The organism is Neobacillus terrae, from assembly GCF_011393025.1.
Classification (GTDB): domain Bacteria; phylum Bacillota; class Bacilli; order Bacillales; family Cytobacillaceae; genus Neobacillus_A; species Neobacillus_A terrae.
This window is the reverse complement of sequence record NZ_JAAOEO010000003.1, coordinates 242399-255051: the sequence shown is the minus strand read 5'-3', so window position 1 is coordinate 255051 and position 12653 is coordinate 242399. Positions and strand designations below refer to the sequence as shown.

The window sequence follows — 12653 nt, the reverse complement described above, 5'->3', positions numbered from 1 at the left end:
GCGCCTACTTAAGAAGAAAATTAAAGCAAAATTTTAATATAAACCTGAAGGGATGATTAAAATGGGTATTTGGTTTACTGAGAAACAAACAGAGAACTTCGGCATCACAATGAAAGTGAATAAGACATTACATACAGAGCAGACAGAATTTCAAAAGCTTGACATGATTGAGACTGAAGAATGGGGCAACATGCTTCTTTTAGATGACATGGTTATGACATCTGTTAAGGATGAATTTGTATATCATGAAATGGTTGCACATATTCCTTTGTTCACTCATCCAAATCCTGAAAATATCCTTGTTGTTGGCGGCGGGGACGGCGGTGTTATTCGCGAAGTTCTTAAGCACCCAAGCGTTAAAAAAGCCACTCTTGTGGATATTGATGGAAAGGTAATCGAGTATTCTAAGAAATTCCTTCCTGAGATTGCAGGGAAATTGGATGATCCACGTGTAGATGTTCGCGTTGACGATGGCTTCATGCATATTGCAAAAAGCGAAAACGAATACGATGTTATTATGGTTGACTCTACAGAGCCAGTAGGACCAGCTGTTAATCTGTTTACAAAAGGTTTTTATGCTGGAATTTCTAAAGCTCTAAAAGAAGATGGCATTTTCGTTGCCCAGTCTGATAATCCATGGTTTAAGGCTGACCTTATCCGCAACGTTCAAAGAGACGTAAAAGAAATTTTCCCGATTACTCGCCTTTACACTGCTAATATCCCAACATACCCAAGCGGAATGTGGGCATTTACTTTGGGAAGCAAAAAGTACGATCCTCTTGAAGTAAGCGAAGACCGCTTCCATGAAATTGAAACAAAATACTACACAAAAGAATTGCACAAAGCTGCATTTGTTCTGCCTAAGTTTGTTGGCGATCTTTTAAAATAAGAAAAATACTAGAGCCGCCCCGTAAAAGGAGCGGCTCTGACAAATACATATGAGCGAGGGATTTAAAATGCGTTTTGATGAAGCATATTCCGGCAAGGTTTTTATAAAAAGCCATCCAAACTTCGAGGAAAGCCAGGCAGTATTGTATGGTATGCCAATGGACTGGACGGTAAGCTACAGGCCTGGTTCTCGTTTCGGCCCTAACCGTATCCGTGAAGTATCGATCGGGCTAGAAGAATATAGTGTCTATCTTGATCGTGAATTAGAAGATGTTAAATTTTACGATGCAGGAGATATTCCGCTTCCTTTTGGCAATCCGCAGAGAAGCATTGATATGATCGAGGACTTTGTCGGCAAGGTACTGGAAGCAGGGAAATTCCCCTTGGGAATGGGCGGAGAGCATCTAGTATCATGGCCTGTAATGAAAGCTGTCTATAAAAAGCACCCTGATCTAGCTGTTATCCATATGGACGCACATACAGATCTAAGAGAACAGTATGAAGGCGAGCCGCTTTCCCATTCAACCCCTATCCGCAAGGTAGCGGAGCTTATCGGACCAAAGAATGTTTATTCTTTTGGAATCCGCTCAGGCATGAAGGAAGAATTTGAATGGGCTAAGGAAGCAGGCATGCATATTTCAAAATTTGAAGTCCTTGAGCCATTAAAGGAAATCCTTCCGACACTGGCAGGACGCCCTGTCTACGTAACAATCGACATTGATGTTCTGGATCCTGCCCATGCTCCAGGAACAGGAACCGTTGATGCGGGAGGAATCACTTCAAAAGAGTTATTAGCCTCTATCCATGCAATCGCAAAATCGGATGTTAACGTAATCGGCGCAGATCTAGTAGAGGTTGCTCCCGTTTACGATCATTCCGAACAAACAGCCAACACAGCAAGCAAGCTTATCAGAGAAATGATCCTGGGCTGGATTAAATAAGAAAAGCGGAAGTGCACAAGAGCTAGACAAAGAAAAGCAAAATCAGTTCAGAATTTTAGCTGAATAAAAGAACCAAAGGTGCCTGGCCCCAGCCGGGCACTTTTTGAATTATTGAAAGCTAGACGTTATAATAGGGAAATAGCGTTTTTAATATTAATTTTAAAAAGAGGGCTGCCTTATAGCTCATAATTTACATTATAAACGGTTTGATTGAAGTGAAGGCTCACGGACTGCCCGCGGAAAGCAAGCGCCTGAAGCAAACTTAGAAAGTCATTTATATAAAATCAATAAAGTTAATTAGAAAAGGGAGTGCGCCATGTCTGTCCCTTCAGAAATGCCTGTAAAGGTACAGGTTAAAACGATTATACATAGCGGCAATAGCAAAGAAGAATACCAGCTGGAAGGTTCCGGGCGATATTTTATAAAAAATAATGCCTATTTTCTTCAATATGAAGAAATAATGGAAGACCAGAGGGTTAAGACCATCGTCAAGGTTGCCGGGAACGAAGCACTCATTTTAAGAAGCGGGCCATTAAAAATGCGGCTTCCATTTCGTCTCCATACAAAGCAGCAAGGCAGCTATGAGATTGCAGCCGGAACATTAGAAATTGAGACGAGGGCTAATAGAATTGACCACTCATTTAACCAAGACCTTCGCAAGGGAAGTGTAGAACTTCTTTATGACCTATCCGTGCAGGGCTCGAGAGCAGGCACTTATCATTTGGAAATTATTTTTGAGGAGGAAGAGCAGTGAATATCGTTGAGCAGGTCCAGAACAAAATGAAACAAGAAATTAAAGCTGCCGTTTTAAAAGCAAATCTTGCAGCAGAGGAACAAATCCCGGATGTTATCCTTGAAACTCCAAAGGAGAAATCCCATGGTGATTATTCAACCAACATGGCTATGCAGCTTGCCCGTGTTGCTAAAAAGGCACCAAGAGCCATAGCAGAAGAATTGGTGGCCAATATTGACCTCTCAAAGGCTTCCATTGAAAAAATTGATATCGCAGGGCCAGGCTTTATTAATTTTCACATGGATAACAGTTATCTGACAGATTTGATCCCAGCCATTCTTGATGCTGGCGAAAAATATGGAGAAACAAACGTCGGGAACAATCAAAAAATTCAGGTTGAGTTTGTATCAGCCAATCCAACTGGCGACCTTCACCTCGGACATGCCCGCGGGGCGGCAGTAGGCGACTCATTGTCCAATGTATTGGCAAAGGCAGGATACGATGTTTCCCGTGAATATTATATTAATGATGCAGGAAATCAAATCAATAACCTGGCATTATCTGTTGAAGCCCGTTATTTCCAGGCACTTGGCCTTGAAAAGGAAATGCCTCAAGACGGCTACCATGGCGAAGATATAATTGGTATCGGGAAAAAAATTGCTGATGAATTCGGCGATAAATATGTCAACGTTGATGATAAAGAGCGCTTTGACTTTTTCCGTGAATACGGATTGAAAATTGAAATGGCTAAGCTTAAGAAAGACCTTGAGGATTTCCGAGTGCCGTTTGATGTGTGGTTCTCCGAGACTTCTTTATATCACAATGGAAAAATTGAAGAGGCCCTAAAAGCGCTTCGGGATAACGGCCATATATTCGAGGAAGAAGGGGCAACCTGGCTTCGTACTACTCCATTTGGAGATGACAAGGACAGGGTTTTAATTAAGCAGGATGGATCCTTTACCTATTTGACACCTGATATTGCCTACCATAAGGATAAGCTGGAGCGTGGTTTTGAAAAGCTCATTAATATCTGGGGTGCCGACCACCATGGTTATATCCCTAGAATGAAAGCAGCTATCCAGGCCCTTGGCTATGACAAGGATGCTCTTGAGGTAGAAATTATTCAGCTGGTCCATTTATATAAAGATGGCGAGAAAATGAAGATGAGTAAGCGGACCGGTAAGGCCGTCACAATGCGGGATCTTGTGGATGAGGTCGGCCTCGATGCGGTCCGTTACTTCTTCGCTATGAGAAGCTCCGATACCCATATGGATTTTGATTTGGATTTAGCGGTATCTCAATCCAATGAAAATCCGGTTTATTACGCTCAATACGCTCATGCACGGATTTCCAGCATCCTCCGCCAAGGTGAAGAGCAGGGAATCGTGGCAGAGCATAATGCTAACTTCAGCCTGATTCAAGCTGAAAAAGAAATGGATGTATTGAAAATGCTGGGTGAATTTCCTATTGCAGTGGGAGAAGCTGCTTTAAAACGGATGCCGCACCGAATTTCCAACTATATTTTCGAGCTTGCTTCCGTTTTCCACAGCTTTTACAACGCGGAAAAGGTATTGGACAGTGAAAATCCTGAGCGTTCAAAGGCACGCCTTGGCTTAATAAAAGCCGTTCAGATTACTCTAAAAAATGCCCTTTCACTTATTGGTGTATCTGCACCCGAAAAAATGTAAATAGAAAAGCGGAAGCGCACGTTAAGCGCCGTAAGTGACTTGAAGAAAGGCTAAATTCGCCACATCCTGTGGCAATGCCTTTCTGACCTGCTTCCTCGAAAAAGCTAAAGCTTTTTCTTCGTGCGATGCAAAAGCTGCCGAAGTTTTCCTTGTCCTGCAGTCCTCCGCTTCGACTGTGATAAAGGAAAAAGAAATGCGGAAGTGTCTTGCCCAGGGGCGACAAGCATAAGACGAGCCGGCGAGAAGGTTGTTCTTTAACCTTCCGACGGATTGGCTTATGACCTCGAGTCCCTAGACACTAAAGCTGGACAGCACGAAGAGCTGAGCGATTCGATGTTGACTTATCGTAGGGAGGAGTGGGATGGACACTAGGCGCTGGGCGCTGAAGCTAGACAGTTAACAAAGTGGCCTAAATTTATAAATTTTATGGACAAAAAGGATTCCTCCAATCGGAATCCTTTTTTTGATGGGAAAATACTTTGAAAAATATTTTTAAGAATTTACGAGGTTTTGGATTTCAAAAGGAGAATTAAATAGGTGGGAAGTTGTATGAACAGAAAGAGGGATTTTCATGATTTCTATGCATCAGGAAAAGAAAGTTCCAATTCTCCCGGAAGGAGCATTTAACCTATCATTAATGAATGCGATTCAGGCTTATATGATTGTTGTTTGTCCAGAAGGCAGGGTGGTTGGATGGAACTCTTATTGCGAAGGGGAAACGGGTTATACATTAGAACAAATAAAAGGAAAATATTTCTGGGATGTTTTAATAGAGAAGGATAAAAGAGAATTCTTTAGCAAGATATTTACCGAAGAAAATCTTTCACAAATATCAGAGCAGTTTGAAAGCTGCTGGATTCTTAAAGATGGCGGCAAAAAGTATATTAAATGGGCCACTAGTTTTGTGCAGGGCAGTGATGGAAATATCCAATACATTGTCGGTACGGGGATTGATATTACGGATAAAGTTGAATTCCAGGAATCGCTGCAAAGAAGTGAAACCAAGTTCCGGTCTCTTGTGAGCTCCATGGAAGACCTTGTTTTTACTTATAACGCCGACGGCATCTTTTCCGGTGTTTTTGGCAAATGGTGCGAAACCAATAAGGTGCCTGTGAGTAATCTCTATGGAAAAAGGATTAATGACCTTAATTTGACTGAGGAGCAAAAAGGGATTCAGCAGAAGGCATTCAGAAAGGCACTTAATGGAGAAAAAGTGGTTTACCAATGGGAGTTAGCCATAAGGAGCAGTAAGGGTATATCTTGTTTCGAAACGGTTTTGTCCCCGATTATTTTGTCAGATGGATCGATTAATGAAATCGTAGGTGTTACCCGTGATATCACCTTAATGAAGAACAAGGAAACAAGGCTGAATAATCTGCTAAATGAAAATGAGGCCATCTTGAGTTCTACTGCTGATGGAATACTCGTGATTGATAATCAGAATATCATTACGTATGCCAATGACCGGGCAATCCATATGATTTCGGAACTGGATGATACGTTCATTGGCGGGACACTACACCAGGTTATAAACGGCATTTGCGTCAGTGAAGATGATTTTAAGACTCGTGAATTTCCGGATAACACAATAATTGAAAAGACTTGCTTTCTGAAAAATGGAAGAAAAGTTTATTTGGAACTGGTTAAGAATAGTATGAAAGAAGAAGATCGGTCCAACGGTTTTGTTATATCGATGCGAGATGTTACCTTTAAGAAAAAGGCGGAAGAAATTCAAAAACGTTATTACGAAGCCGTTTCAACAGGGATTATTGTTCAAAATGAAAAGGGGAAAATTATTTTTTCAAACCAGAATGCCTGTGAAATCTTAGGTTATCCTCTTGATCACATACAAACAGCACATCTTTATACCAAGGATTGGGATGCGATAGATGAAAACGGTATGCGAGTAAAACCAATGGATTTCCCATACTATATAGCTTTTTCTACAGGACGGCCAGTGAGAAAGGCCAACTTGGGTGTTTATAATCAGAAAAAAGGACAGTATCGCTGGCTTCTTATGGACTCCATTCCATTGTACCGGGATGATGATCCAAATCAGCCCATTGAATGTGTGATTACCACCTTTAGCGATATCACCGAACAGCGGGATTTTAACTTGAGGATGGTCAAAGCGGAAAAGCTGGCTGTCATTGGGCAGCTTGCTGCATCTGTTGCTCATGAAATTCGGAATCCTCTTACAAGCATAAACGGATTCCTAACCTTATTAAGGCCTCGTTTAAATACCAGGGAACATGCTTATCTGGATATTGTTTTTGAAGAGCTGGAAAGAATCAATCTTGTTACCAATGAATTTTTAACTCTCTCAAAACCACAGGATGGAAGAAAAGAGATCCTTTCTTTATTTGATGATATTTTAAAACCGGTTGCAATTACCATGTCGCCGCTTGCTAATTTAAATAATGTAACGATTCTTTGGGGAAATGAGGCAAAGTCTCAGGTACGAGGCGTGAAAAATCAGTTAAAACAGCTTTTTATTAATCTTATTAAAAATTCGATAGAAGCAATGTTGAAAGGGGGAGAAATTCGGATTGGATTTACAGAAACAGCCGGCAGCATAGTGGTGGCCATAGCTGATAATGGAAGCGGCATTCCCCCGGAAAGAATGAAGCATATTGGCGAGCCATTTTACTCGTTAAAAGAAAAAGGTACCGGGCTTGGGATAACCATATGCCAAAAAATAGTCCGAGAGCATGACGGAGATATGACCATTAAAAGCCAGCTGGGTGAAGGAACAACAGTAGAAATAAGCCTGCCAAAATAAAAATAAAGATTAAGATTAAGGGTGTCCCTGAAGAACTCTCATTTAGGTGGGGAAATTGGGGGCAGTATCGAGCTCTTGATAGAATACAAAAAGGTATCGTTAGAAAATAAAGTGCACTGGTTAAGCCGCAAAATCATTAAATAGAATCGATTTCCATATATTTATTGGATTGGCAGACTCTAAAAAATGCCCGGGAAGAATCCCCGGGCAGGGTCAATATTAATTTAGTTTCCACATAGAGTAGTTCAGGCCGAGTGCAAAGGCCACCCAACCCAAATAAGGCACAAACATTAAACCAGCAGCATGATCCTTCCGGTAAAATTGATAGGTGGTTAGCGTAATCATCGTAAATAACAAGGCGATTTCGATAAATGCTGCTCCCCTAAGTCCCCATTTGAAAAATAAAAATGACCAGAGGAAATTCAGCCCTAGCTGGATACTGTACGGAATCAAAGCCTTCTTCGTCTCCGCATCCTTTTTAGATAAAATGCGGTAACTGGCAATTCCCATTAATGTATAGAGGCCAGTCCAAACTGTCGGAAAGACCCAGGATGGAGGAGCGAAGGCCGGTTGTTCAAGGTCCTTATAAATCTCTTTTGCATTTCTGGTAGCGAAAATCCCGGCAAGCGTTCCACCTGCTACAGGTATTAGCACGTTCGCGGCAAGCCTGCACCATTGGATGCTTCCATTTACTTTTAGTAGATTCATGCTGCACCTCTGTCAGAAGCTATTTCACTTCGATTGCTGCACCTCTTATTCTTTTAAAGCCGCGAATACTGCTGACATCTTCGACGAGTTTTAAAAGGGCCTGATCCTTTGCTTTTGCTTCAATCATAATATCCATATCCTGCTTCAGCTCTTTAAGCCTCAGCAGAAGAGGCCGGGCAAACTCCAAATCCACAAAGTCCGCATGTGATCGAAAAGTATTTGCCGCCTTAGGGGAGGAGAGATGGATTTTTGGAACCAATGCACGATCCTCCCATGTTTTGAAGACATCAGGCAAAAGTGACTCCCAATTCCCGCTGCCTTGATTAGCCATATGATGATGGTAATCAAATACGAAAGGAATGCCCTCCTGCTGGCAGGCTGCCAGGGTTTCTTCCATATTGTAGGTTTTGTCATCATTTTCAAGCGTCATGATTCCTTTAATATGCACTGGCAGCTGTTTCAAATTTTCATAAAAACGCTTGATGGATACTTCCTTATCGCCATATGCCCCGCCAATATGAATGTTGATCACGCTTTGCTTCTCTACTCCCATCGCTTCAAGCATTTGATAATGGTACTCCATATCGATCACGGCATTTTTTGTAATTTCATCTTTAACTGAAGTAAATAAAGTGAATTGGTTTGGATGAAAGCTTACGCGGAGTCCGTACCGTTTAACCAGGAAACCGATTTCCTCCCAAAGCGATTTAAAAGGAGAGAGGAAATCCCAGCGAACCTCCGGATGCGTGGCCAGCGGGACAATGGAACTCGACATTCGATATACATCTATCTGATGGGCAATATTGTAGTAAAGCATTCTTCTCGTATTTTCGAGATTTACTTTTGTGACAGAAAGCAATTTGTCCATGCGTTCTTCTTTATCGAGCTGCTTGTACCTTGTAAAGGTAAGCGTTTTGGAAGGGGAAGCATCCCAAAGACTAATAGCAGTTGAAACATAACCAAAACGGATAATCATGCCAGCCCTCCTCTTGTTACACTGATTTTATAAAAAAAGAGAAATGGATCCAGCCAGGCTTTCCTTTAAGGACCTGTAAAAATTCGGACGATTGAGTTCACTCAAAGTCAGGGGGTTCGAGTCAAGAATATCTTGATGGATTACTTCCTTTACCCTTTCAATAAAATTGGAATCATATATCATGCAATTGATTTCTTTATTTAAAAAGATGCTTCTTCTGTCAAAGTTGGCGGTACCGATATCGCAAAAAGTATCATCAATAACAATTGTTTTGGCATGGTAGAATCCCTTTTTGTATTGAAAAATCTTTGCACCCAGTTTTAAAAGCTGGCGAAAATACCGGTAGGATGCTTCTCGGACAAGTATATGGTCGGTCTTCTGCGGAACCAATATAGTTATCGAAACACCTCGCCGTGCCGCATGAATAAGTTCATTAAAAACTTTACGGCTTGGTATAAAATAAGGAGTTCCTATGAGGATTGTTTTTTCTGCTTTTTGAATATTATTGATATAAAGTGTTTCCAGTGTGCCTGTTTCCGTTGGGATAAATTGATGGTGTATCTCGCCCCCTGAGGTTTTTGGGAAGTACTCGAGATTTGATAAAAGGTTAATCCCCGCATATTCCTTCCATTCCTGCAAAAACTCTTCCTGAAGTGCCGGCACTGATTCCCCGCTTATTTTTATATGGTAATCCCTCCATGGGCTAAGCTTTGGGTCCTCATCTATATATTCTTTCCCGACATTAAAGCCTCCCAGGTAACCCGTTTCGCCATCAATCACTGTTATTTTTTTATGATTTCGAACCTGCGAGGAATAAAAAAGGTAAGGGAGAGACGGCTTATTGCAAAAGGAAAATTGCACTCCAGCTTTTCTGAGATCCTTAATCATTTCTTTTTTTACCATAAAGCTTCCCAACCGGTCGAGAAGCAGCCTAACCTCAACCCCCTCACTGGCTTTCTTTTTTAAAATGGAAAAAAACTCCATGCTGATGTTGTCATTTTTCACAATGTAAAATAACACATGAATATGCTTTTTTGCATTTTTCAACTCTCCGAGATAATCCCTGAACAGTTCTTTTCCATGAGGGAAGAGGTCCATCCGCCCTTTAAGAATGGGGTATTCCTTTTGTTTTGCTAAGTTGTTTAAATTTTTTATTCGGCCCAGCCTAAAGTCTGCGATCAGCCAGGCAATTAGTAATAAAATGACTCCTATTATAAGCATGGCTGCCATGTAAACCGCTCCTTGGGTATTGAGTATGGGACTTTCCTGTTAGTTTTTCCTAATTTCTCTCGGGATATGAGCAGACAGCCTAAAGTAGTAATTTTTAAAAAGTTGTATCAAAAAGATTGACTGAATGCTCATTCATTATATAATGGAGTTAAGTGTATGTTCTGAAAATTTTTAACTTAAGGGGAGCTCTATAAGGTTTTTAACTGTCACGGCCGGGGTTTCTGAAACAAACTGGCAAGCAGGTAAGCAAGAAACGGGATGGGCAGACACAATTTTTTTTAGGGAAGGGGCATTTATATGAATGGTCTTTTATGGATTAATTTAATTGCATTTCTTGCTGTAACCGCTTACGCAATTAGCTTGTTTGTGTATGTGGTCAAAACAAGAATCCAGTACATCAAGCTTGGCAGAAAGGCTGAGTTTGATAATGACATCAAAGCAAGGCTGGGGAAGATTTGGGTCAATGTATTTGGCCAAAAGAAGCTTTTAAAGGACAAGAAAAGCGGTGCGATTCACGTCATGTTTTTCTATGGATTTATTCTTGTCCAGTTTGGTGCTATTGATTTTATCTGGAAGGGATTAAAGCCAGGCTCACATCTTCCTCTTGGCCCTTTGTATCCGGCATTTACATTCTTCCAGGAAATTGTCACTCTTGTCATTCTCGTTGCGGTGATATGGGCGTTTTACAGACGTTATGTTGAAAAATTAGTCCGTTTAAAAAGAAATTTCAAGTCCGGATTGGTTCTTATTTTTATCGGCGGCCTGATGTTGTCTGTCCTGCTAGGAAATGGTATGGGTATGATCTGGCATGGAGATAGCGCTTCCTGGTCAGAACCGGTTGCATCAGGTATTGCATCAGGGCTTTCCTTTATAGGAAAAACAGCAGCCACTAGTGTTTTTTATGTAGCATGGTGGCTTCATTTGATTTTCTTATTATCTTTCCTTGTTTATGTCCCTCAATCCAAGCATGCCCACTTGATTGCAGGCCCGGCTAATGTTTATTTCAGCCGCCTCAACAGGCCTGGAAAGCTGAAAAAAGTTGATTTTGAAGACGAGTCTCAGGAATCATTTGGTGTAGGGAAAATTGAGGATTTCAATCAGCTTCAAATGATTGATTTTTATGCATGCGTAGAATGCGGACGCTGTACGAATATGTGCCCGGCTACCGGAACAGGAAAAATGCTATCACCGATGGATATTATCGTTAAGCTTCGTGACCATTTAACTAATTATGGAGCAGCTGTAACCTCTAAACAGCCATGGGTTCCGACTTTTGCTTTTGCGAATACAAAAGGAAATCAGCTTGCTTTGTCAGGTGCCGGAAAAGGTGCTGAAGAGGCTGCAGCGGCAGTTGAATACAGTCCGAGCCTTATCGGAGATGTTATTACGGAAGAAGAGCTTTGGGCATGTACGACTTGCCGAAACTGTGAAGACCAATGTCCAGTAATGAACGAGCATGTTGATAAAATTATCGACCTTCGCCGTTATCTTGTTTTAACAGAAGGAAAGATGGACCCGGATGCCCAGCGTGCCATGACCAATATCGAGCGCCAGGGAAATCCATGGGGCTTAAACAGAAAGGAACGTGAAGACTGGCGCGAGCTGCGCGATGATGTTGCTGTTCCAACTGTAAAGGAAATGAATAAAGCTGGCGAAGAGTTTGAATATCTTTTCTGGGTTGGCTCCATGGGTTCATATGATAACCGCAGCCAAAAAATTGCCCTTTCTTTTGCAAAGCTTCTAAACGAGGCAGGAGTGAAATTCGCTATCCTTGGCAACAAAGAGAAGAACTCTGGAGATACGCCTCGCCGTTTGGGTAATGAATTCCTGTTCCAGGAGCTTGCAACGAAAAATATTGAAGAGTTTGAGAAAAACGAGGTCAAGAAAATCGTTACTATTGATCCGCATGCCTTCAATATTTTCAAAAATGAATATCCAGACTTCGGCTTAACTGCTGAGGTATATCATCATACAGAAATCCTTTATAAGCTGGTTAAGGAAGGAAAGCTTAAGCCGGCATATGCAGTCAATGAAACAATTACGTTCCATGATTCCTGCTATTTAGGACGATACAATGATGTGTATGATCCGCCAAGGGAAATTCTAAAGTCCATACAGGGTGTCAAACTCGTTGAAATGGAAAGAAACCGTGAAACAGGAATGTGCTGTGGCGCAGGAGGCGGCTTAATGTGGATGGAGGAAGAAACTGGCCACCGCATCAATGTTGCCAGAACGGAACAGGCATTGGCAGTTAATCCAACCGTGATCAGTTCCGGATGTCCATACTGTTTGACCATGCTGTCTGATGGTACAAAGGCTAAAGAAGTGGAAGACCAAGTTAGCACCTATGATGTGGCTGAACTGCTGGAGAAAGCTGTATTTGGAGACGTAAAACAGTTGGTTTCTTAATAAAATGTAACAAAAGCTGATTGTTGATTTTACACTATGTTAATTGGAGCATTGGTAGCGGAATCAACATTAAAGTTGAACAGGGTAACAAAAAACAAAACCTGTTTACAAGTAGCAGGGACTGAAGTTTGCGCTAATTCATAAAATTTTAGGGATTTTGTGTAAAGCATTTCGGTTCCTGCTATTTTTATTGTATGATATATTAAAACGCTTACATTTCCATTTAATTCATAAAACAGTGCCGGATTACCGAGCGAGCGTTCAGTCAATGGTGCTTGTCTGATAGAAAAATAGATTA

At 41.4% G+C, this 12653-nt stretch carries 9 protein-coding genes; 6 read left to right on the top strand and 3 right to left on the bottom strand.

Annotated elements, in window-relative coordinates:
- Positions 1 to 61: 61 nt before the first annotated feature.
- The 5 genes from speE (at position 62) to G8761_RS05800 (ending at position 7032) form a co-directional block, all read left to right on the top strand.
- Complete coding sequence (gene speE / locus G8761_RS05820; protein ID WP_166024581.1) at positions 62 to 889, top strand: spermidine synthase; 828 nt, start codon at positions 62 to 64, stop codon at positions 887 to 889.
- Between the two features lie 67 nt (positions 890 to 956).
- Positions 957 to 1829, top strand: a complete 873-nt coding sequence (gene speB, locus G8761_RS05815) for an agmatinase (RefSeq protein ID WP_166024579.1) — start codon at positions 957 to 959, stop codon at positions 1827 to 1829.
- Between the two features lie 316 nt (positions 1830 to 2145).
- Positions 2146 to 2583: a YwiB family protein gene (locus G8761_RS05810; protein ID WP_243449902.1), complete on the top strand. Its 438-nt coding sequence runs from the start codon at positions 2146 to 2148 to the stop codon at positions 2581 to 2583.
- Positions 2580 to 4250 carry an arginine--tRNA ligase gene (gene argS, locus G8761_RS05805; RefSeq protein WP_166024577.1) on the top strand — a complete coding sequence of 557 codons (1671 nt, stop codon included), beginning with the start codon at positions 2580 to 2582 and terminating at the stop codon, positions 4248 to 4250. Before G8761_RS05810 ends, argS begins: the two co-directional genes overlap by 4 nt.
- A 571-nt stretch (positions 4251 to 4821) precedes the next feature.
- Entirely contained in the window at positions 4822 to 7032 is a 2211-nt protein-coding gene (locus G8761_RS05800) for a PAS domain-containing protein (RefSeq protein WP_166024575.1), read from the top strand.
- Between the two features lie 219 nt (positions 7033 to 7251).
- Here the strand turns inward: G8761_RS05800 and G8761_RS05795 are convergent, their stop codons facing one another.
- Genes G8761_RS05795 through cls form a run of 3 tightly spaced genes read right to left on the bottom strand, consistent with a single transcriptional unit; the run spans position 7252 to position 9946 of the window.
- Positions 7252 to 7740, bottom strand: coding sequence for a TspO/MBR family protein (locus tag G8761_RS05795; protein WP_166024573.1), 489 nt, complete (start codon positions 7738 to 7740; stop codon positions 7252 to 7254).
- A 19-nt stretch (positions 7741 to 7759) separates the two neighbouring features.
- Positions 7760 to 8716: a UV DNA damage repair endonuclease UvsE gene (gene uvsE / locus G8761_RS05790; RefSeq protein WP_166024571.1), complete on the bottom strand. Its 957-nt coding sequence runs from the start codon at positions 8714 to 8716 to the stop codon at positions 7760 to 7762.
- A gap of 27 nt (positions 8717 to 8743) precedes the next feature.
- Complete coding sequence (gene cls, locus G8761_RS05785; RefSeq protein WP_166024569.1) at positions 8744 to 9946, bottom strand: cardiolipin synthase; 1203 nt, start codon at positions 9944 to 9946, stop codon at positions 8744 to 8746.
- A gap of 297 nt (positions 9947 to 10243) precedes the next feature.
- Between cls and G8761_RS05780 the strand changes: the two genes are divergently transcribed.
- The gene (locus G8761_RS05780; RefSeq protein ID WP_166024567.1) at positions 10244 to 12355 is read left to right on the top strand and encodes a (Fe-S)-binding protein; all 2112 of its coding nucleotides are present in this window, start codon (positions 10244 to 10246) and stop codon (positions 12353 to 12355) included.
- Positions 12356 to 12653 lie beyond the last annotated feature (298 nt).

Coding starts and splice junctions, on each gene's coding strand:
- cls (WP_166024569.1), bottom strand. CDS start 9,946: ATGGCAGCCATGCTTATAATAGGAGTCATTTTATTACTAATTGCCTGG.
- G8761_RS05810 (WP_243449902.1), top strand. CDS start 2,146: ATGTCTGTCCCTTCAGAAATGCCTGTAAAGGTACAGGTTAAAACGATT.
- speE (WP_166024581.1), top strand. CDS start 62: ATGGGTATTTGGTTTACTGAGAAACAAACAGAGAACTTCGGCATCACA.
- G8761_RS05800 (WP_166024575.1), top strand. CDS start 4,822: ATGATTTCTATGCATCAGGAAAAGAAAGTTCCAATTCTCCCGGAAGGA.
- speB (WP_166024579.1), top strand. CDS start 957: ATGCGTTTTGATGAAGCATATTCCGGCAAGGTTTTTATAAAAAGCCAT.
- uvsE (WP_166024571.1), bottom strand. CDS start 8,716: ATGATTATCCGTTTTGGTTATGTTTCAACTGCTATTAGTCTTTGGGAT.
- G8761_RS05795 (WP_166024573.1), bottom strand. CDS start 7,740: ATGAATCTACTAAAAGTAAATGGAAGCATCCAATGGTGCAGGCTTGCC.
- G8761_RS05780 (WP_166024567.1), top strand. CDS start 10,244: ATGAATGGTCTTTTATGGATTAATTTAATTGCATTTCTTGCTGTAACC.